This window comes from Bacteroides sp. AM16-24, from assembly GCF_003471885.1.
Classification (GTDB): Bacteria; Bacteroidota; Bacteroidia; order Bacteroidales; family Bacteroidaceae; genus Bacteroides.
In genome coordinates this window covers 62,669-83,629 of sequence record NZ_QRKI01000017.1, presented here as the reverse complement: position 1 = coordinate 83,629, position 20,961 = coordinate 62,669, and the positions used below count along the sequence as shown (strand labels likewise).

16 protein-coding genes are annotated in these 20,961 nt (G+C 37.8%); 1 reads left to right on the top strand and 15 read right to left on the bottom strand.

What is annotated here, in order from left to right; translation table 11 throughout:
• Positions 1–373 precede the first annotated feature (373 nt).
• Positions 374–1,516: a glycosyltransferase family 4 protein gene (locus DW182_RS17630; protein ID WP_118296357.1), complete on the top strand. Its 1,143-nt coding sequence runs from the start codon at positions 374–376 to the stop codon at positions 1,514–1,516.
• On the opposite strand, the gene DW182_RS17625 is transcribed toward DW182_RS17630, so the two are convergent.
• From DW182_RS17625 to DW182_RS17555, 15 genes are all read right to left on the bottom strand, one after another.
• Positions 1,513–3,123 carry a phosphoethanolamine transferase gene (locus DW182_RS17625; RefSeq protein ID WP_118296356.1) on the bottom strand — a complete coding sequence of 537 codons (1,611 nt, stop codon included), beginning with the start codon at positions 3,121–3,123 and terminating at the stop codon, positions 1,513–1,515. The two genes, DW182_RS17630 and DW182_RS17625, sit on opposite strands and share 4 nt — an antisense overlap.
• Positions 3,124–3,125: 2 nt before the next feature.
• Positions 3,126–4,013: a glycosyltransferase family 2 protein gene (locus tag DW182_RS17620; protein WP_118296355.1), complete on the bottom strand. Its 888-nt coding sequence runs from the start codon at positions 4,011–4,013 to the stop codon at positions 3,126–3,128.
• On the bottom strand, positions 4,010–4,981 hold the full coding sequence (locus DW182_RS17615) for a glycosyltransferase (protein WP_118296354.1): 972 nt from the start codon (positions 4,979–4,981) through the stop codon (positions 4,010–4,012). Before DW182_RS17615 ends, DW182_RS17620 begins: the two co-directional genes overlap by 4 nt.
• A complete protein-coding gene (locus DW182_RS17610) occupies positions 4,978–6,432 on the bottom strand; it encodes a lipopolysaccharide biosynthesis protein (RefSeq protein ID WP_118296353.1) in 1,455 nt (484 codons plus the stop codon). The genes DW182_RS17615 and DW182_RS17610 overlap by 4 nt, the downstream gene beginning before the upstream one ends.
• A 2-nt stretch (positions 6,433–6,434) precedes the next feature.
• Positions 6,435–7,571, bottom strand: coding sequence for a glycosyltransferase (locus DW182_RS17605; protein ID WP_118296352.1), 1,137 nt, complete (start codon positions 7,569–7,571; stop codon positions 6,435–6,437).
• A 20-nt stretch (positions 7,572–7,591) separates the two neighbouring features.
• Positions 7,592–8,713 (bottom strand): glycosyltransferase family 1 protein, encoded by a 1,122-nt coding sequence (locus tag DW182_RS17600; protein ID WP_118296351.1) that lies wholly within the window; start codon positions 8,711–8,713, stop codon positions 7,592–7,594.
• Between the two features lie 5 nt (positions 8,714–8,718).
• Positions 8,719–9,945 carry a glycosyltransferase family 2 protein gene (locus tag DW182_RS17595; protein WP_199678613.1) on the bottom strand — a complete coding sequence of 409 codons (1,227 nt, stop codon included), beginning with the start codon at positions 9,943–9,945 and terminating at the stop codon, positions 8,719–8,721.
• Between the two features lie 19 nt (positions 9,946–9,964).
• Positions 9,965–11,428, bottom strand: a complete 1,464-nt coding sequence (locus DW182_RS17590; RefSeq protein WP_118296349.1) for an O-antigen ligase family protein — start codon at positions 11,426–11,428, stop codon at positions 9,965–9,967.
• A 20-nt stretch (positions 11,429–11,448) separates the two neighbouring features.
• Entirely contained in the window at positions 11,449–13,614 is a 2,166-nt protein-coding gene (locus DW182_RS17585; RefSeq protein ID WP_118296348.1) for a hypothetical protein, read from the bottom strand.
• 6 nt (positions 13,615–13,620) lie between these two features.
• A complete protein-coding gene (locus DW182_RS17580) occupies positions 13,621–14,460 on the bottom strand; it encodes a TolC family protein (RefSeq protein ID WP_118296381.1) in 840 nt (279 codons plus the stop codon).
• 43 nt (positions 14,461–14,503) lie between these two features.
• Positions 14,504–15,676, bottom strand: a complete 1,173-nt coding sequence (locus DW182_RS17575; RefSeq protein ID WP_118296347.1) for a sugar transferase — start codon at positions 15,674–15,676, stop codon at positions 14,504–14,506.
• 27 nt (positions 15,677–15,703) lie between these two features.
• Positions 15,704–16,063: a PleD family two-component system response regulator gene (locus DW182_RS17570; RefSeq protein WP_044534803.1), complete on the bottom strand. Its 360-nt coding sequence runs from the start codon at positions 16,061–16,063 to the stop codon at positions 15,704–15,706.
• A 397-nt stretch (positions 16,064–16,460) separates the two neighbouring features.
• The gene (locus tag DW182_RS17565; RefSeq protein WP_255421302.1) at positions 16,461–16,805 is read right to left on the bottom strand and encodes a DUF4842 domain-containing protein; all 345 of its coding nucleotides are present in this window, start codon (positions 16,803–16,805) and stop codon (positions 16,461–16,463) included.
• Positions 16,806–16,887: 82 nt separating this feature from the next.
• A complete protein-coding gene (locus DW182_RS17560) occupies positions 16,888–19,653 on the bottom strand; it encodes an LruC domain-containing protein (RefSeq protein ID WP_118296345.1) in 2,766 nt (921 codons plus the stop codon).
• A gap of 254 nt (positions 19,654–19,907) precedes the next feature.
• Positions 19,908–20,948: an asparaginase gene (locus DW182_RS17555; protein WP_118296380.1), complete on the bottom strand. Its 1,041-nt coding sequence runs from the start codon at positions 20,946–20,948 to the stop codon at positions 19,908–19,910.
• Between the last annotated feature and the right edge of the window lie 13 nt (positions 20,949–20,961).

Genomic DNA, 20,961 nt, shown 5'->3' with positions numbered 1-20,961 from the left:
TTTTTGTTTATTTTTAACTGACCATGTTTTTGTCAGTTAAAAATAATTTAATACTTTTGAAAACGGATAAAAGGGTCATATTTTATGTATGCAGCCTCTGGCAAAGTCCTGTTTTTTGGGGAAGACAGCGTTTATGAGGCTTGGCTATTGTTACTCTGTTTTCACGAGTAGTAATATCTATATAGTATTATGTCTAAGCATACTGTCTTTTTTTGCAGACATAAAGTTTTGATTTGAAATTTCAAATTTATATTGAAGACAAAAAGAATATGTGTGCCCACTAATTAGCCTAAGTGGACGCGCTTTTTATAACCGATAGTTATTACGACAGGGCTAGGTGTTGAGTTGTATATAACTGCCATGAAAAGTAGGTATGAAAATTGTCTATGTGTTTCCTGCTTTGAATACTGTGGGAGGAGCTGACCGGGTTATTACTGAAAAAGTTAACTATTTTGCAGAGAATTTTGGTTATGAAATGTATGTAGTAACTGCACATCAGAATAATGCCCCCTTATTTTTTCCGTTATCTTCCAAAGTAAAGCATATTGATTTGGATGTGAATTTCCATCAACAATATGGACTACCCATCTGGAAGCGTGTATTTATTTATTTTAAGTTACTGCATCAGTATAAGCGAAAGCTAAAAAAGCTATTGTTTACTATTCGTCCGGATTTTACTATTACAACTATTAGCCGTGATATTGATTTTCTTTGCTCAATACATGATGGAAGCAAGAAAATAGCAGAGGCGCATGTTGCTAAACCATTTATCCGTAATTTACATAGAATGGCAAATGAAGGACTCGTATATAGAATGATAGGTAAAATTTGGACTTATAAACTGGAACGGGCCATAAGAAACTTTGATGCATTGGTTGTGTTGACTGAATATGATGCGGAAGGTTGGAAAAGAATAAAAAAAGCTGTTGTGATACCCAATTCTATGCCTTTCTATCCCCCGGTAGGCAGTACTTGCACGTCGAAGAAGATTATTAGCGTAGGCCGTTATGATGAGCAGAAAGGCTATGATATGCTGATTGATGCGTGGGAAATTGTACATCAGACTTATCCGGATTGGAATTTATACATTTATGGCAACGGTGCTCTGCAAAAGAACTTTGAAAATCGTATTAAACAGAAACAGCTTGGGCAAAGCCTGTTTTTATGTGCTCCGGTGAAAGATATTGAACAGAAATATCTGGAAAGTTCCATGTATGTCATGAGTTCGCGTTTTGAGGGATTTGGTATGGTATTGATAGAAGCAATGGCTTGCGGGCTTCCATGTGTTTCGTTTGATTGTCCGCATGGACCATCGGATATTATCGAGGATGAAGTGGATGGCTTGTTGGTTGAGAATGGGAATGTACAGCTGTTATCGCAAAAAATAGGTCGTCTGATTCAGGATGACACATTGAGGCGTGAGATGGGAACTCGTGCAAGAAAGAGTGTCTTACGTTACTCAAAAGAGAACATAATGCAGCAGTGGAAAGATTTGTTCGAACGGTTGCAGTGTTAATTGAATAATAAACTTTTTTGGATTTCGTAGTCTTTCGTCTGGATACCGCAAATATCCATAATTGTATGAATGATATTTGCTGTATTGAAAGGCTTGTTTGTTGCATTCTTCATTTGTTCGACTATGTTGGGATGTTTCCTTTTGAACATCTCAGATGTCCATATCAGAAAAGGTATTTCCTGCATAGGGGAGCTTGGGTTGTGTAATCCGTGGCCACACATATTGCGGGTATCGTAGACTTCTTCACCATGATCGGGAAAACTAAAAACTATGGCATCCTTATTTTGGAACCGTTGTATTATTTGGTCACAAACAAAGTCATTGTATAATACTGAATTATCATACTCGGCGATAGTGCGTTTTTTTTCATTACTTATGTCTTTTGCGATATCATTGATACTGAATTTATTGAATTCAGTGGGATATCTATTAGTATAGCGGCGATGTGATCCCATAAGATGTAAACAAAAAAAGGCTTTTTCATGAGGTTTTCTGAGCTCTTGATCTAATAATGTTAGTAGTTCTCCATCGAAATAGCCATATCGCTCTTCTGAAGCGTGTCGTTGGTGAGGAAACCTGACACAATCAGAAGTAGAAGCAATGCCAGCGGTAGAGTTGTCATCACCTGCAGTAAAACTGTCTTGGTTGGAAAGCCAACAAGTATAGTAACCAGCCTGCTTCATTACAGCCGGAAGTGTGTGATATTGATACCAAGGTGCTGCTGATTTGTCATCAAAGAAAGTCATTATTTGTCGAATGGATTCTGATGTAACAGTGCGGGAAGTTTTTACACTGTCAAATTTTAAAGTTTTGTTATCTTTTATCTGTTGGCTTAACTTTGGGGTAGTGGGCAATTGATAACCGTAAGCATCCATGTGGAGCTTAGAAAGAGATTCTCCTAATATTATTATTACATAAGGTACTTCAGAGGAATTACTTATGAGAACTGGGGCATCTTGTTTTACCAATTGAAGATATTTACTGTATTCGGCTCTGTCATGTATTGCATTTTGTGATGAATGCCAGACGCGCTCTATACCGGTCAATGCCTGGTAAGAAGTCATGTGACGTATATGCGTGATGTAATAGGTAAGACCGACGTATATTAGGAGAGTTAGGGTACAGGTTGGTATTAAGATTGCTTTTTTGTGCAACCATGCAGGGAGAGGGATATTCAACAGCTTCTTATAATAATAGAAAAGTAATATACCAACGATTAATATAGAAAATAATACCATGCATGTATGTATATCAAAATAGGAGGCAAAAAATTCGGATGCTTCTGAATGGTTTGTCTCTATAGTAACCATAATGATGGAAGGAGTTATTAAAGAATAAAAGTTTAGTAATAGGAAACTTTCTATAGCAAAAAAGAAATAAGCTATGAATAAAACAATTTTTGTTAGATTGATATGAAAAAGTTTATGTATATAGTGTATAGCCAGTACCATTAATAGCGTTACACCTGCTCCATTGATGAGAGCAGCTCCAAGTCGTATAGGCATCATTAGCCATATCTCATTGCAAAGATTATAAATGACTGCCGTTAAGGTGTTTAATATAAATAGAATGCAAAATATTATCAATGAAGGATAAGCTTGTTTCATACTTATGATTTCTTATATTTTGATATTATACCATTAATTGTGCCGTGTAGTACAGCTTTAGATAAGTTTAGCTCTCCATGAAGTAAATATAATAATGCTTTTTTAGGGGCAGCTATACTGAAAATATATATACAAGATAATAGCTTTCTAATACCGAAAAAATTCCTACGAGCGAATAGTATCCGGGCACGTGAAAGATAAAATTCTCTCAGTGGCGACCCTTTTCTGGCAGTCATACCTTCTTTATGATAAACTACGGCGGCTGGTTCATACCATAACCTATATCCTGTATGTAATATTCTTGCGGACCAGTCAAATTCTTCATAAAAAAGGAAATAATCTTCACTCATGGGACCTGCTTTCTGGAGTACCTCACGAGAAACCATCATTGCGGCACCATGCAATGATGCCGTTTCACAAGCTTCATGATAGCATGGTTGGTCTTTGTCATTATATCCTATAGCACTATTTCTCAGAGTAATATACGAGAATGGAGTGAATCCTGCATATTGCAAGATGTCAGGAGCGTAAGCATATTTTAGCATCGGAGATACTCCGCCGTTTTTCTTATCACTCTCTAGCCTTTGTATTAATGTATTTAATACCGGAGCTTTAATTAGTGTGTCGTTATTGATAAAAAACAAGTACTGTCCTTTTGCTATACTCAATCCTGCATTATTTCCGCCTGCAAAACCTGTATTTGTATTTTTTATTACTACAATATCAGGATATTTTTTTTGTAATTCTTCACCTTCCGGCATATGTGAACCATTGTCTACGACAATGATTTCGTATGGGCATGTTTCGTACTTATGAAAAGATTCTATCATCTCACAAGTATCGATGAAGCCATTATAATTGACTGTGATAATAGAGACAATTGCTTTCATTCTTTTTCCTTGTTTTTTTGAGAGAGGTTATGAGAACGTTTGAACCAGAATACCAACCAATGCCTGAAAGTAATGTATTTATTAAAAGATAAACGTCGGAAACGACAGACTGTTTCTATTTTTTCTAGAAAAGTCATTCTATGGGCATTCCATATAATGGCATTTAAAGTTTGCAATAGATATCGATCTATAATAGAACTCCATTCGGGATGTTGTTGACTTAATAATAGAGCTTTGGAACATACGATACTGTATCCCTCTATGTTACGCATACTGAATTTATTGGTCATAGTTGAATTTGACCGTACTCTGCGTTTAAAGAAAGCTTGATTGATGTATGCAACTTTTTGTGCATTTAGGTGAATTTGTATTACAAAAATATGATCTTCATGAATGATACCTGCAGGGAATCCATTGAAATATTTCTGAATGAATGAATGACGGGTAAAACATAGGCAACATGAAGCTGAAAATATATATTGCTCTAATTCATATTCCAAAAGTTCTGTACCTTTCCATATCTTGTCACTGATCTTATCTTTTCTGTTATAACCTGGTAGATAGGCAGATGTTTCCATGATTTTCTCTGCATCGAAGAAAACGAAATCTAAGCTTTTAGACTCGCAAGTATCATAGCAATGTTGTAATGCCGTTGTGTCTAATATATCATCACTGTCCATGAAGTAGATATATTCTCCGGTAGCATATTGTAGGCCATGATTACGTGCTACCCCTTGCCCTTGGTTGGGTTGTATATGCCATTGAATTCTTGGATCACAAGCTGCGTACTTTTCAATGATATTCTGACTTTGATCAGTGGAACCATCATTGATGAGAATTATTTCCAATTCCTGTAAGGTTTGATTGCAAATACTATCTAGTGCTTCGCACAGATAAAGTGCGGTATTGTATATTGGCATAATGACAGACACTTTTGGGAGGACAACCGTTAGGATCTTGGTATTCATTTTCTTTTTCTGTTTAAGATACTTTTTATTTTTGCAAATATATCATATTCTTTGGTGAACTGTATGTATACGATCCACAAAATGAAGCTAATAATTGCTTTAGAAAATAAGGATAGAATGATGTTGTAATCTTTAATAAATATTGATACAAGATATAATGTGCAACCTATAATACAGCTTAATATTGATGGTGATAGGAGTTGGCGATAACACAAAAGGAGGCTTCTGTGAAGCATAAAGCGATATAATTGCCAGTAACATTGTATAAAATTTAAACAAAATGAGATGAAAATACACCAAGCTATGGCTTCCAATGAGTGAAAATAAAAGATCCCAATGAGGAGGCCAATTATACTTGTTAATGCGGAAAATGCTCCACAAATGAAAAGTCCTCGAGTATCATTACCTGCTTGATAGAATGAGCCTGAAGAAGATAATAATAACTGTAAACCTACAGTGAGTGACAATATTTGGAAAACAGGAATGGAAGGTAGCCATTGTTCTCCAAAAACACATAGTATAAGTTCCTTGGCACAAAAAAGAAGCACTATACTAAGCGGAAAACCAATGAAAGCCAGCAGACGCATAATACGTTCTTGGGTATGTCCTAATTTGTTCATGTCATTTTGATAATCACTCAGGATAGGGTGCATTACAGGAGTAATGATATATGTTATATTTTGCAAAGGAAGCATCATCAGACGATATGATTTTTCGTAGTATCCAAGTGGTGTTAGCCCCATATATTTTCCGATTAAAAGTTTATCCAGATTACGGGTGAAGTAGTTTACAATGCTGAACAAAAATTGATACATGGAGTAATTCCAGATTTTTTGAACACTTCCTATTCCCATAGTCCATTGAAGTTGTTGGGGATATTTTTTCAATGAAATTATCCAAACAAGTAAACCGGATAAAATTGGTTGAATAACCAATGTATATAAACCTACCCCTTTAATAGCTGCTAAAATGGATAATACTCCTGCTATTACTTGTACAATGCATGTGCGAAATGCGATGAACTTGAAATCTTTGTCTCTGTAAAATAAAGCATTGGGCACAATAGAGGCGGCAGTAAAAAAAAGGCAAATAGATAATAATTGGCAGATGAGAACAAGTCGGTTATCCTGATAAAAAGTTGCAATGCCCCATGAAGATAAGAAAAATAACACACTTAATATTCCTCCTATCCATATTGTAAACATATATATGCTGTTCATATCCTTATTTGTCAACTCTTTATTCTGGATAATGGCGGCAGGTATGCCGATATTGGCAAATATACCGAAAAAGTTGATGATAACGGTAGCTACAGCTACGATGCCAAAATCATCAGGACTTAACAGACGTGCCAATATAGCTGTTATTATCAAAGAAATGACGATGCCTGAATATCTGGCAATTGCCGTATAGAATACGCCCGAGAGCATTTGTTGCTTGATGCTTGCCATAACTATATATTTTGTAAGTTTCGGAATATCCCGTCTTCATGTACCTTTTTCATTTGCTCTTCCCACGATAAGTGTCGGATAGAATCTCTTATCATTTGTGGAGACATAGACTGTGAATGGCAGAAAGAGATTAATTGTGGAATGTTGATGGGGCTTTCGTCAGCTGCAGCTTTCAGTACATAAGGCATTTGATCAAAGTCTTCATCTGTCTCAGAATAGATGAAAGAAAAGCCTCGTGCAGCATACTCTCTGTTTTTTAATGTTTTAATATTATATATTCCGCTACGATGGCGTGCTAAACTGCCAATTGCAAAATCTGCTTGCTCAAAAAGAGCATCTAGTGCTTCGCCGTGTTGCGCTCCATATAGAATGACGTATGGCTCCAATCCGTATTCACGTATGGGCGTCATAATTTCTTGATATTCTCTTTCGCCAGTTATATTCCCTACAAGGTGGAAAAAGACTTTGTATTCGGGATGATTACTGTAGTATTCTCCAAGCCCTTTGATTAAACGATCAAAACCATGCCAAAAGTGTATTTCGGCTACACCGATTAAATGCAGTTCATAATTTAAGCTACTTACTTTTGTTCTTAGCGGAATTTGGCTAAAATCTATGCCATTGGAAATCCGTATGGTACGACAGCCAAAAATTTCTGTATCGTTGGAGAAAGTGATAACGGCATCGATATATCTGCAAAATGCACGACGGAATAATTTATCGGTATATAGCTGTATCTTCTCTTTCACAGAACAATACTCATGATCGTAAGGATAGGTAGGTATTTCCAAGAGGATTTTTACATTCCTTTTTTTAAGTTCTCTCACAAAATGTATTGTGAAAGGATTAGCGTTATGGTAGGAGCGTATGTATATCAATGAGATATTTTCTTTCTCCACATATCGGATGATGGGACGGAATGAAACACGCTTTTTAAGTTTGGCTATCACTCCTTTGCCAAGATCCGCCAATATTTTATTGTCTATTAACCATTGTCTGCTCCCATCGGGCGTAACTTCATAATAGCAGGTTGGGACATCCAAACCGCATTTCTTTAAAGCGTTTACCTGATATTTGATTTTCTTGCTGATTCCGTTATACTCTTGAAAACCGTAAAAGACGAGAAAAAGAGCTTTCATATTTGGTTGATTCAATTGGTTTATAATCTCAGGTTGCGGTATAGTTGGACTAATTCATCAGCAGTCTTTGCCCATGAAAATTGTTGTGACCGAAGTAATCCGTAATCTTTTTGTTTTAGATATAATGTCTCATCTATCTCTAATTTTAATAACATATTTGCAATCTCTTCCGGTTTGTACGGATCAACAGCTAATGCACCCGGACCGGCAACTTCGGGCATTGCGGAAGTATTTCCGATAATGATGGGCACCCCACACGCCATCGCTTCTATCATTGGAATACCAAAACTCTCACGGAGTGATGGGTAGAGGAATGCAAAAGCTGCATTATAAAGTGTTGCCAAGTCATGGTTGGCAATGTAACCTGGATAATATAGATATGATTTAATATCAGAGATTCCCTCTTGCTCTAGCAAGTTATCAATATATTCTTCTTTCAAATCAGCGATTAGGAGCGGTCGCTTTATGCTGGACCGTTGCAGATATAGACTATATGCTTTCAAAGTACGCACAGCATTCTTTTTAGGATCGGTATTACCGAGAAAGAACAGGAAGTCCTTTTCTGGAATATATTGGTGGACTATACGCATGTCAATTTTATCCTGTGGGAAAAAATGAGTATTATATCCATTATATATTGCTGTAATACGTTCTGTTGAAATATTTAATGCTTTACGGATACGATTACATTCAAAATGTGAGACCGTTATTATTTTCTTGCATTTCTTTAGAATATGTGGTACTACGATTCGACGATAATGCCAGCCTAATTCCTGATAAAGGGAAGGACTTCGGTGTTGTCTCGGTTCCAAATAGATTATATCATGCAGTGTCAGAACCAGAGGTACGGGACACCATAAAGGAGCTGTGTTTGAAGTACAATGAAGTAAATCGACTTTTAAACGTTTTACTACGCGCGGCAATGCTACCTGTTCCCAAAGAGGATAAGTTGGACATTTTAGCTCTATGATGGATAGATTAGTCGACTCTTCCAAGCAGCGATCTTCCCCGGGAGCGACAATAATGTAATATTCATTACCGTCGTCCCTTTTCTGCAATTCACGTATGGTTTCTAATGCAACAAAGTCCATACCGTGTTTGTTGGGGCGAAAAATACGTTGCGCTTCAATAGCTATCTTCATGTTTTCTATTTATTTTCTGACTCTTCTGTCTTTTTGTCTTTGGGAGTTTTCTTTTTTTGGAAGAAACGTGTAATATGACTAAATAGACTTGCAAATACTAAGATTGGCAATGCCCATATGGAGTGTTTGAACCGTTTGTTTACTTCTCCATCCGGTAACGCCATTATAAATGTAATAATAATGACACCTAAAAGGGTATACCATTTAAAGCTAAGTGTGAAATCGAGGAGGGTAATGCCGATGGCACACAAGGTGATAAGAGCGATAAGTAGAAAACGTGATGGCATTAACCATTGGAAAAGTTTGAGCGCATAGTCCCATTCGCCTTTAAGCAGAGTTATCGGTAGTTTTTTTAGTGCGAAGATAGTACTGCTATATTGTGAACGGAGCCAACCAATACGTTGGGCCTCATATCCATTGGCACTTTCTTCTTTCTTACTATAACATACTACTTCTTCCATATATTCCGTGTAGATGTTCTGTTGCAACAGTGCTGTTTCCATCGATTTACTTAAATCAGAACCTTTCAGCTTAGGTGCTATTTCATGGAACATTGGAAAATCAAATGCCATAGCTGAACCTATTAGGGCAGAAGAAAATCCCATGCGTGTATGCGCTTTACGGAAGATATTATTATTAATTTCTTCACTGGTGGCATTTAATACGGCAATACTGGTAGTTAGATTTTCGGTCATTCGGTGCGCCTGGATAGCATCGCATCCGGAATAGTATGCATTGTTGAACAAGTTTAATGCATTAGGAACAATTCGATTATCAGAATTAAAAATAACAACCATGTCGTATTCTGCAGGAGAATAACGCTCCATAACTTGCTGGATAGCATAAACTTTCGTACATTGTTCTTTATCGGGAACAACAATGTTGACTGGCATCTGAAGCAGAGTTACTAAATCTTCTTCCGGCAATTGAGTTGCTGCAACGGCTATGTCATACTTATCACGTGGATAAAGTTGAGTATCCAAGAAACTATTTATAGAGTGAATCACTTCTTTGCCATTACGTAATACTGTAAACAATACAAGAAAACGGTGGTGTACTTTAGCAGGAGGATAGGGATTCTTGTATTTCCCCAACGAGAAAAGTGCACAAATAAAAAGATACAACACCGGAATGCTTAGCAACAAGAACAAAATGGCATCTGCAATTTGTAAAGCATTGTTGTTTTCATCTACCCACCAATCGGGATTGAATATGGAAAAAATCTCGCTCATGATATGATATTACTTGTTTTTATATTGATTTTTCTTGAGTAATCTGTTTGTCTATATAAGGGCCGTTCATAATGAATGCTAATGAAGCTATAACGAGAAAGTCAGTGGGGGCGGTATTCATAGCTTCGCCTGTATATCCGTTGATCCATACCCCAAAGACTCCACAAGTCATAGCTGCCAGTATATGATATAATTCCTTGTTCTTGATGCGGAACATGACAATGTAGCAACATCGGAGCAGTACTACAACTAATATGGCAAGGTAAAGATTCAATCCCATATAACCGGTTTGTATCCATATTCTTACATAATAAGAGTCGGGCGGGAGAGTTCCTTCCTCATATATATCTCCTCTCTTCCATAACTTAGGAATGCTTTCGTTTATACCAACTCCCCATGGATGTTTTTCCAAATATGCTGCAACCTCTTTTCGGTTTTCGACACGAACATTAAAAGATGCATCTTCTGTAGGACGGAAAGCAGTCCTCATACGTCGTATAAAAGCATTTCCTTCTCCAATATTAGTGAGAGAAAAAAATGAAACTACCAATATACCGATGAGTGCTGTAGTTGCGAATATTTTTATATTTTTACAGAGCAGACAGTAGAGTGCTGTTCCAGCTATAGGAATAATAATAGCACCACGTGTACCAGACATAAACATGCCGATTAGCCCCATTAGGGCTACTGCTAAGTAATAGTATAATAATCGTTTATTACGTGTATGTATGCCGATAATAGTATATACAAGTGTTATGAGTCCCATACATGCTCCAAAATTGCTGGCATCAGTGAATATGGAGAAATAGCGTATTCCTGTATTTATAATATGGGTTCTCCAGCTATCACTACTTACAAGCCACTCTCTTTCGGCGTAATCAAAACCAAAATGTTTTTGCCACCATAATTTGAAGAATGCGATTGATACGAATACTCCTACAGTTATTAATCCTATTTTTAACGTCTTAGGTTTGTCGGCCAATAAAGATGAGACTATGTAAAGAACAAATGTCTCCAATATTATGATGCGAATTCCTTTTGTGATACCTTCATCCTGTATTCCAGGATTGAGAAACTGGAATAAAATGAATAGGATCCAAGGAATATAACTAATGGTCAATATATTTACAGCATTTGTTAATCTTATATCCGCCTTGTTTCGGAGAAAGGAAAAAAGTATGGATATCACCATATATACTAAAAGTATATCCAAGATAACGCTAAGTCCCGTGGTACGAGTATAACGCATAATTGCAATAAAAAAAAATGCATATGTTGCATATATTAGATAACCGAAGCGGGGAGCTTGGAGGCCATAAAATAATATAATAGCAGCCAAAGGCAGGCTAATAATGATAGCAGCAATTAATAATTTTTGAGTAATGATGGCATACGCAATAGCCACTAACCCAATGAGCAGCAAAGAAGCAAGTGCTGCTTGTGGAGGAAGTTCGCGGACAGGGTATCGACTATTATATGCCATTTTAGTTCTCTTTAAAGTTATTATTTTACTTCATTTTTCTTAGATGTAAGACCTAGTTGAGCCAACCTGCTGAAGAATGAATGAGTTGGAGTTTTGGGAGGTAATTCGCCAGTGAAAGATTCCACTACATCTCTATCCGCATTATTTAGATAAAGCATAAATGGAGTGTCTTTCAATGCTTCTTTGATGGGAGCAATTGTTGTTTTATCACTATTGCGCCATAAACGGCAGGCATTAGCCACCAATAAATTCACATCAGCCTTTTGAAGTACTGGTAAGGGAATAGCTGCATCTTTAATAGGGGGATATTCTACTATGATGATATCCGGTATTTGTTCCGCTTCGTTCAGATTCCAGAAGTCTGATAACTGTTCCGCTTGTATATACTTACTGCTGCTTACTTCAAAGTCAACGTCGTAACATACCAAACGTACACGTAAGCCTTCCGATTTCCAATGTTCCATAAAGTATCTAGAAAGGAATGATTTTCCTTCACGGCTATTAACGCTAATCATGTTGATGACATTAGGACGATTAGGTGATAAATATTGGTTTAACCGATGGCAACTATAAGCAGCGGCAATACGATTACATACTTTCAAAAAGCCACGGAATTTTAAATTACTAATGCCATTGAAAGCTGCAATCACTGGTAAGCCACTGAGACGTTTACTGCGAATCGGATCACGCAAAGTGCGATCTAATAACTCAATTAGTAAGAAATAAGTTATGATAAATACAATACTTCCTATAAAGGCAAGTAGAATATAGAGCATTCGGCTGCGTCCATTATCAGTTAATGGAAAGTCCGGTGGAGCTACAGTTTGCAAATTACTAGTACTCATTTCAATGTTTTTCAGACGAAGATTTGCGTCGGCCAAGCCTTTCAACTGAGTACGGTAATTATCTTCTGCAATACCGATTGCACGTTCTTTTCGATTAACTTGCGTTCCGATGGGGGACATGTGGCTATATTGATCAAAGATGTCCTGTTGTCGTTTTTTTAGAACTTCACGTTCAGCTTTAGCCTTAGCTTCATTTATGCAAGCTGTCAACCATTCTACTACCATTTCTTGAATGCCAACACCTTCTTTGGTGAAATTGAACTCATTTAAATTGTCTGATATATGACTGATGTTGTCTTCTGCTTTTTTTAGTGCTTCTTTTTCCTTTCGTATATTTTCGTCTGTAAGCCTGGAGTCATCAGAAGTGAAAATTTCTCGTTCCATGATACTTTGATTCAAAGCACTAACCTTGTTTAATTCTTGTAATAGGTTTGTATTATTACGAATAATCTGAGCCCGTATGTCCATTTTATCTTCCAGCATGTTGCGCAAGCTTACTGCAGCTTCGTAAATACGTTCGGCTTCTTCCAAGCGGTCTTCAACCTCATAACGAGTTCCTGCTAAAGCTTTAGTTTCTTCCGGATAGTTAATGATACGTTCTTGTACATTATAATGCATTAAATCATCTTCTTCCTCGTTCATTTTCTGTTTAGCAAGTCGAACTTGTTCCATGAAATAGGCAATAACATCATTGGTTGACTTATATCGAAGAATTTCATAGGCTTTGATCAGCTCGTCTATTAAAATAGCAACGGTCTTTTGAGTAATACCAGGGTCGGCAGATGTATATTCAATTTCAAGTATATCACTATTTCCAACACGTTTTATTTTAATGCCATCCAATGCTTTTGCACTGTAAAATGCAACGGGGCGGTTAAAAATTGAATAGATGAAATTATTATCGTTCGGTTTACGATAGGCAGTTAGGTTGGCTAATGTCTTTTCAACATCTTTTCGGTCAACTAATGCCAACACTTCTTTTGGGGTAATTTGGAGTAATTGTCGATAATGCTTGGCTTGGATGTATTGGTTATCTTTCCATTCTTCACCAAAGGTTAATGAGTTTGCCAATAGACGCAAAGATACTTTTTCTAATGTTCCGCGTGACTTACCGAGGTTGATTAGATTATCAAAGGTACTATTTATAACCATATAATTAATAGAAGAGCCATCAAGGGAAGTCGAATTGGTTACGCCTGCATAGATGCTACTTGTAACAGTGTAACTATAGGGCAAGAATTGGGTGAAGTAAACCACCAATCCCGTAACAAAAAGAGTTCCCCACAATAACCAGTAGCGAATGCGGTATAGGAACTGTGATATGAATAGCATTATATCCATAGGGCTCTATCTTTTTTCTTTTAAAATTTTTACATTAGTCAGCATCTCTAATAACACAATTGAGTTGTGTAGAGCTACTCGGCTCTGTTCGTAACTAGTTACAGCGCCTGAACGTCGCGCACGCTCTAAAGAAAGGGAGATAATATCCATTTTCCCTTGTATGAAGTTGTTTTCAGAGATTTTCATCTGTGCATTATATAAGGCAGCGGTTTCAGCCTTTGCTCTAATTGTAGCTAATTGCTCCGTCACTGCATTGTATGCTTCTAGAACAAGTAAACGACGGTCTTCCATAACCTCTTCTTGGGTATACTTCAACTGTTCTATCTGGTAACGATAATCTTTCAACTTTAATGGACGATTTATAATATCACCGAGGCTGATACCGATATTAGCTCCTACATTAAAGTTATGTTGTGCACTTGACATCGTTGTTTGATACATAGGAGTAAACTCATCACTGGCATTACCGATGACATTATATCGACCGTATGAATACATGCCATTAAGACGGAAGTAGTTCCACCAATTTCGTTTCTCTAATCGGTATTTGGTTTTAACTTGTTCTACTTGCGACTGGGCTCTTTTCACAGTAGCATTTTCAACTACAGCATCTAAAAAAACAGAAAGCGGAGGCAGTTCTAATTTCTCTATTTCTATAGGTGTGTTTTTTGTAATTAATCCCGTTGTATTTGCCTCTATTTTTTCATCTTCCATCTTCAACCTTTCTAACGCTTTGATACGCTCCTCACGCGTCATACCCTCTTGTGATGATGCATATGGTGAAAACGCACACAATCCGATAAAGGATATGCTGCAAATTATAATTTGGGTATATTTTCTTATCATTTTTCTTATTTGCAATTTAACAATTCTTATTCTATTGTTGTAGTTATACATTTTCTTTTTGGACAAATGCAGTTAGAGTTCTGAATAATATTTTCATATCCAACCAAAACGAAAAGTCTCTTGCATATTTAATATCCAATTGTTTCCTTTCTTCAGCTGACATTTTGCCTGCACCACCACGCTTTTCCACTTGCCACAAACCTGTAAGGCCTGCCGGAGCCATAAAACGGTCTATATAGGCATCACTGGTCAACAGCTCTGCTTCATAGAGTGGAAGTGGTCGATTTCCTACAATACTCATGTCGCCCTTCAGAACATTGAATAACTGTGGCAATTCATCAATACTGTATTTACGTATAATACGCCCTACGCGTGTTACACGTGGATCGTTTTCCAATTTAATGAATGTGTTGTTCAGAGCTTTTTCTTTCTTTTTCGCGAAATCTTCTTCGGAAATTACAAAATCGTCCGAAATCAACAAGCTTTCTTCTTCATCCAGTGTTCCAGAAAGGTCATCGAAACGAATTTCAGGTTCTTCATCAGAACTTTCAACTTCTTCTATCTGATATTGATTAAGCGCATTTAATTCTTTCAACCGCTTATCCGCGTTAGTGTACATGGAACGAAACTTCAGAAAGTTGAAAATCTGATAATTAGAACCTACACGTTGCGATTTATAAATAATCTTCCCTTTACTTTCTATGCGGATGGCAATGGCAGTTCCTATCAATACAGGAGAAAGAATGATAACGGCTGCACTTGCAAAAAGTATATCAAACGTACGTTTCCATAGAGGAAGATGAAATGTATTCAGTACCTTGCGGTGTGTTTCGCTAAATTCTTTCAGCTTACTCTCTTTGCGTGCTCTGAGGTATGTATTCATACGTTGAATACTATCTTCTTCGGCATGTGGTGGAAGTGTATTGTTCACTCCTGCTTGCAGATAAGCCTTCCGGTTTTCGGATTTCAGTTCTTCCGTTATGAGAGTGATGTAAACCCGGGGATAACGCTTACGTAAATAGGATATCTCACTACAATCTACCTCACGTGTATCTGTTTGTTCGTAAAGAATGGATATGTTATACCTCTCCCGAATACCATCGATTACTTTGGCCGCTTTTTGGGGGGAAGAGACGGCAACGAACATACCCCCTGTAACTTTGCTCAGATGATCGATAATAATCCGATTACTCCCTATATAGATGTAGTATAACATGTCCTTTTATGCGTATTTGTTGTTGATTTAAATAAACTTTTTGAGACGTACTTTCAACTCCATAGGGTTGAAAGGCTTCAAAATGTAGTCTACCGCGCCTTCCTCAAGCAGACGGATACGCTCAGTAGTACTTTCCTCGCTTGAAAGCATCATAACGGGGATATGTTTGAAGAGTTCGTTGTCCTTGAGGTATTTAAGAAACTCCGAACCATTCATTTTAGGCATACGTATGTCTGATATGATCAAGTCGGGTTCATTACCTTCGTGTAACCACTCAATTGCTTTTAAAGGATCTTCGCAGTACACGAAATCATACTCTTTTCCTAAATACATAGAGAGCACTTTGCCTATAGAGGCCTTATCATCTACTAATAATATCTGTTTCATTATTGCCATTTATATTATTCTATTACCTGCTTTGTATATTATAAGTTTTCTGTTCATAAAAAAAACTGCTTTCTTTATAGGCTTTACAAGCGATGAAGGCAGTTTTATCTTATTACTTTTCCGTTAATACATTTATTTCGTTTGAGAATAAGCAAAAATACGTTTATTTGCGCTAATAGTGTTTGTATAGGGAGAGAAAAATCATTTAATTAACTCTTTTTAAGAGATGTCTTCGGTTAGATGAAACAACTTTCTCTTTAAAATCATCAAATAATATTTTTCTGCTTTTTAAGCTCTTGATAAGGGGAGAAAAAGTATGATTAATAAGTTTTGTAAAGCAAGGTATAAAAAAGTCAGATATTTTCCGACTTTTTTATACCTTGCTTTACAAGGGTGATTAGGGTTTTACATAAATGTCATTATTATGATTGGATATCCAATCTGTATTATTGGCTCCACCGCTTGTGACCCAATCTTTGAAATCGGGGTAGACATCTGTAATCATTTTCCATTCTTTGGGCCATTCCCAGACTTTTGTACTTGGTATACAAATGCCCCATGCTAAACCTTCAGTACTGATATAGTAGTCTTTTTGGTCAACACCAAGCATGCTATTGCGTGCAGAAGCGTCGTTGCCCATTCCAAATAAAGCAGTAGTGGCTAATTTTGTAGGAGCATAATTGGGCATGTGTATTTCTGTACGCCCTATATTATTTTCTTGGCTTTTTGGGGCGAAAAGAATATTGTTTTTCTGGTGATTGTGATAAAAAAAGCCGGAAGTATACTTCCGGCTTTAAAATAAAAGTTGTTTTGATGTTCGCTTATCAAGGTTTTACAAAGATATCGCTGGTGTGGTTAGATGTCCAACTTAAGTCCTCAGCTTGTCCACCATTGATTACCCAGTTTTTGAATCCGGGATAAACAGTTGTGATTATCTTATATTCTTTTGGCCATTTCCATATTTCTGTACCAGGAATACAAATACCCCATGCCAAACCCTCAGTACTAATATAGTAGCCTTTCTGGCCGACATTAAGCATACTATTGTGTGCAGAAGCGTCATTACCCATTCCAAATAAAGCTGTGGTAGCTAAATTGGTAGGAGCATAGCTAGCCATATGTATCTCCGTACGCCCTACATTTCCTTGGGCTTCTTTACTAATAATGAATACATCCAAGTTCTTGACATTCATGGCTTTCTTTGCTTCTTCAGCTGTAGAGAAGGTCATTGCGATTTCAAACGCAGCTCCATCTCCTGAATTGTAGCTACTTCCAGCGGTTGGATCCGTGCAATAGAACGTAAAGTCATCATCCGCAATAGAAGGATTGCAATATTTATGTGCATTAGTACTGAGGATTACAACCGGATTGCTTTGTCCGCTTTCAAAAACTGGAGTTCCGCTTTGTACTTTTCCACTTAAGGTTACTCCGCTGCTACTCACATTCAGGAACTGGATTCCCACACCAGTCTTACGGCTGGAACCAACGGCGCGTATGTTTCCTTGAATGGTTAACTTCTTGCTATCGGTAATGGCCATCTTATTGATAGTAACAACAATGTCATTCATGTCGAAGTCGCCATAAGCAGGCCATTGATCTTCAAAGGCGTAAGTATAAATTGTTTTATCCTCTACGTCCGGTTTCTCAGGATCTTCCGGATCAGGATCACCTTCATTACCAGAATAGTAATAGCCACCACAAGTAGAGAATGTATTCTTTGATCCTCCCCATCCGGTAGTTGAACATCCGCTTGTAAGCCATCTGGCATTATTTACGCCATTGTAAGGAGGATCATAGGTAAATGCGTTTTCAGGCATTTCTATAACCAGGTCCTTTAAATTAGTATCGCCACCTTGAGATATACGCACTCCTCCAACCTGCAGCAAAGAGGGATTGTTTCCTTCTCCCCTGAAATTGCTTGGAGTCCTGTTGATATGTAACAAAGTAGCTTTGATTACTGAACCGTTCTTCAGAATGTATTGTATCGGACTATCATTACTCATAACTACTGGAACCGGCTTCCACTGGTCGGCATTACTTCCGGAGGTATTCAGGTTCTCGGGTTTCTCTCCAGTGATGGAGCCATTGTCGAGTGTCACATTTCCCCAATTGAATTTCTCCTTTACTATTAGTGCACAACTATTATATAGCATGTCAACTGAGGAATTCTCGAATATTGTGAATTCGCCATAACTGTCATTATAGACGGAAACTCCTCCACTCAGGTGATATCCTTTAATAATGCCTTTGTCATGATTTACTATGAAGCTGCCATTTGATGTGTTATTAGTCTTTATGACACCGGTTTGTTCGTCTACTAAAATTGCTCCATAATTGCTGAAGGTACTGGTGGTGAACTCAAGGTTCAGGGATGAAAGCTGACCTTTGTTCAGTACTTTGCTGTTATCTACCTTAAACCATTGTCCAACTGTAAGTTCACCTTTATTAATGAAGTTCATTTTAACAAGATCCATGACTCCGGTAACCTCGATTGTGCCGGCATTGTAAATCTCCGGATATGAACCCATATTTGCAGTAATAGTGGCAGCCGTAATCGTACCAAAATTCTTATAAACCTTACTACATGGTTTGAGCGTACCGTTGTTGATGGACATAGTTACATCGGAAGCGATAGTCACTGACGAAGTTGATGCTCCGAATGTTACGTCGCCATTTGCGATAAAGTCTCCTCCAATGAACCAATCACCATAATTGGCAGCAAAATTACTTGTACATTCAACTGTACCACCTTTTTCTACTACAAATTTAGAAACAGTTGTAAATGTCTTACTACTTGGAGTTGCAATTTCTATTTTACCTCCGTTTAATACGTAAATGTCAAAGTTAGAATAGATATTAGTTACTTTCCATGTACCTTTTACAAAAATCGTACCTTTACCGCTGGCCATCTGGTAGATTACAGTGCTTACTTCTCCAGCTGGGACAACGATTCTGGCTCCATCATTGAACTTATTTTTATCGTATTGGCTCACAGGATCGTCCGATTTGTCCGGAGCTGTCGGAATATCAGGGGTTTCTACTGTGTAATTGTTGTCTTCCAATTCTTTAAAACCTGCAGCAATAGCAGCATTAGCGGCCGAAGTGCTACCAGTACCAGCTCTTGTAGTGGTACCTCCTGAATAATACAGTTTACAATTTAATGTCTCTCCATTTCCCGGAACTACGAATTCATAGACTTCCTTACGTTGTTTCGGATCAGTTTGACGGACATAAACTCGCTCTATGGATTTAGGAATGCTAATCTCTACAACATAATTCTTTCCAGCCTTTGCATAGTCTGCAGCAATAGGAGTTGCAGTTGCATTGGTCAGCGGATTAGTAGTGAAAACTTCTGCCAAATAGTTGTACATTCCGTTGAACTCGTCTTTGACTTCAATATTCAACTTGACAGTAGTAATCATTGACCAGTCGAAACCAGTTGGAGCTACAAAGTCTTCTCCCAAAGGATTCTCAACGGGAGGTACAGGGCGCACCTTGTCGGGGTCATACACATCATTGTCCGCGCAAGCCGTTAATAAAAAGGGAGCTACGAGAGCAATAACTGCGTAATAGCGTTTTAAAATTTTCATACTTCTCTTATTTTAATGTTATATTGGTTAGCTTTTGCGGTTCAAAGATAAATAAATTATTCAAGTTTTAGTTGTAAATTATGTCTTTTAACAACTTTGTCTGCGTTTTACTTAAAATATGTTTAGTGAACATTTCAGCCTATGTAACAGCTAATTGCTCATTTTTCCTTTTAACTTTATAGTTTTATAGTTATCGGAATTTTGAAAAGAGGAGGGAAAGTTGATTTTTTTGGCCTTTAAGATCTAGCTATGGCTTATGCTTTGGTGATTTCTCCCGCAAGGTCGGAGTTCATGCGGTAACGGATTTCTGCCTGGCTGAGACCATGGCCGAGAAGGAACATAAGTTTGGTGACTGCGCATTCGGGGGTGCTGTCATAACCACTGATAACGCCTGCCTGGAGAAGTTTCAGGCCGGTCTCGTAACGTCCCATTTCAACTATGCCACGTTGGCATTGGGTAATATTTACAATAATGATACCGCGCTCGGTAGCATCTTTGAGTTGCTGGATGAACCACTCCTTTTGAGGGGCATTACCGGAACCGAAGGTTTTGAGTACGACTGCTTTCAGACCGGGGACGTGAAGAACTGAGTTGATGATACTTTCCTGAATGCCCGGAAAGAGGGTAAGCATAACTACATTGGTATCAAACAGATAATGAGGCTTCATGGGGCGTGTCGGATCAGGACGGCGGATGATATGTGCATCGTACTTGATGTGGATGCCTGCATGAGCCAGTGAGGGATAGTTGAATGAACGGAATGCGTTAAAGTTTTCAGCATTAATCTTTGTAGTACGGTTGCCACGCATCAGTTCGTTCTCGAAGAAGATACACACTTCGGGCACTATGGGAGTACCGTCGGGATTTTTTGCGGCAGCTATCTCAATAGCGGTAATCAGATTTTCTTTTCCGTCTGTGCGCAAGGTACCGATAGGGAGCTGGGAGCCTGTGAGAATGACAGGTTTAGCCAGGTTTTCGAGCATGAAGCTGAGGGCAGAAGCTGTGTAAGACATGGTATCGGTACCATGAAGGATGACAAAACCGTCGAAATAGTCATAATTGTAGTTGATAATCTTTACGATTTTTGCCCAAAGCTCAGGTTCCATATCAGAAGAGTCAATGGGCGGATTGAACTGATAGGAAGAGATGCGATAATTGAAACGTTTCAGCTCGGGAACATGTTTGAGAAGATGATCGAAGTTGAAATTTTCAAGCGCACCTGTCTCCGGGTTTTCTATCATACCGATGGTTCCGCCAGTATATATCAGTAACACAGATGGGTAGTCGATCTTCATAAACATAATCGGG

Coding starts and splice junctions, on each gene's coding strand:
- DW182_RS17630 (WP_118296357.1), top strand. CDS start 374: ATGAAAATTGTCTATGTGTTTCCTGCTTTGAATACTGTGGGAGGAGCT.
- DW182_RS17625 (WP_118296356.1), bottom strand. CDS start 3,123: ATGAAACAAGCTTATCCTTCATTGATAATATTTTGCATTCTATTTATA.
- DW182_RS17620 (WP_118296355.1), bottom strand. CDS start 4,013: ATGAAAGCAATTGTCTCTATTATCACAGTCAATTATAATGGCTTCATC.
- DW182_RS17615 (WP_118296354.1), bottom strand. CDS start 4,981: ATGAATACCAAGATCCTAACGGTTGTCCTCCCAAAAGTGTCTGTCATT.
- DW182_RS17610 (WP_118296353.1), bottom strand. CDS start 6,432: ATGGCAAGCATCAAGCAACAAATGCTCTCGGGCGTATTCTATACGGCA.
- DW182_RS17605 (WP_118296352.1), bottom strand. CDS start 7,571: ATGAAAGCTCTTTTTCTCGTCTTTTACGGTTTTCAAGAGTATAACGGA.
- DW182_RS17600 (WP_118296351.1), bottom strand. CDS start 8,713: ATGAAGATAGCTATTGAAGCGCAACGTATTTTTCGCCCCAACAAACAC.
- DW182_RS17595 (WP_199678613.1), bottom strand. CDS start 9,945: ATGAGCGAGATTTTTTCCATATTCAATCCCGATTGGTGGGTAGATGAA.
- DW182_RS17590 (WP_118296349.1), bottom strand. CDS start 11,428: ATGGCATATAATAGTCGATACCCTGTCCGCGAACTTCCTCCACAAGCA.
- DW182_RS17585 (WP_118296348.1), bottom strand. CDS start 13,614: ATGGATATAATGCTATTCATATCACAGTTCCTATACCGCATTCGCTAC.
- DW182_RS17580 (WP_118296381.1), bottom strand. CDS start 14,460: ATGATAAGAAAATATACCCAAATTATAATTTGCAGCATATCCTTTATC.
- DW182_RS17575 (WP_118296347.1), bottom strand. CDS start 15,676: ATGTTATACTACATCTATATAGGGAGTAATCGGATTATTATCGATCAT.
- DW182_RS17570 (WP_044534803.1), bottom strand. CDS start 16,063: ATGAAACAGATATTATTAGTAGATGATAAGGCCTCTATAGGCAAAGTG.
- DW182_RS17560 (WP_118296345.1), bottom strand. CDS start 19,653: ATGAAAATTTTAAAACGCTATTACGCAGTTATTGCTCTCGTAGCTCCC.
- DW182_RS17555 (WP_118296380.1), bottom strand. CDS start 20,948: ATGAAGATCGACTACCCATCTGTGTTACTGATATATACTGGCGGAACC.